General features: G+C 35.1%; 2 protein-coding genes. Both read right to left on the bottom strand.

The features are described 5' to 3' along the window. Positions 1 to 110: lipoprotein (locus ADG03_RS12030; protein ID WP_481556245.1), on the bottom strand; the 110-nt coding region annotated here is incomplete at its 3' end. Positions 111 to 218: 108 nt separating this feature from the next. Next, a partial coding sequence (locus ADG03_RS02775; RefSeq protein ID WP_049520953.1) for a hypothetical protein occupies positions 219 to 601 on the bottom strand: 383 nt, incomplete at its 5' end.

The raw sequence follows: 601 nt of genomic DNA, 5'->3' as shown, positions 1-601 counted from the left end.
GATGGTTTGTAGACATAAGTCCCGTTATCACTTTTGGCACCACATGCCACCAAGAGGACTGCTGCAAAAACTGCAACGAAAGCTAAAAGAATACGTTTAATATTTTTCATAATTCATCTCCTAATGTACTTTATAATCAGATTTTACCATTATTTTAATACCGATTCAAGATATTATAAAGAAGAAAAAGAGCAGATACTCTCTGCCCTTCTCTTGTATTATTTTGTGCGCTTGAATTTAGCGTTTTTGAACATTTCCAAAGCTGCTGCGTGATCTGAACTTTCCTCTCCAGATAAATCAAAAGTGAATACATCGCCAGAAACTTTGTATTTAACCTTTTCACCTTCACCTGTTTTTGATTGAAGAGTTTTCTTTTGTTGGTCAACTTTCATATCAAATGATTGGTCAGTCTTTTGTCCCATCATTTCACCTTTAATTTTAAGGCTACCTGTTTTATCTTTAATGGTCACTGAAACTTCCAATTTAACATTGTCGATCAATGCATCTACACTTGAACTTGGAGCACCTTGTTCTTCAAGGATTTCCTTCACTTCAGTTTTTGATGGTTTGTAGACATAAGTCCCGTTATCACTTTTGGCAC

The sequence above is a fragment of the Streptococcus parasanguinis genome (genome assembly GCF_001069785.1).
GTDB classification, from domain to species: Bacteria; Bacillota; Bacilli; order Lactobacillales; family Streptococcaceae; genus Streptococcus; species Streptococcus parasanguinis_T.
This window is presented reverse-complemented; position numbering and strand designations above follow the sequence as displayed.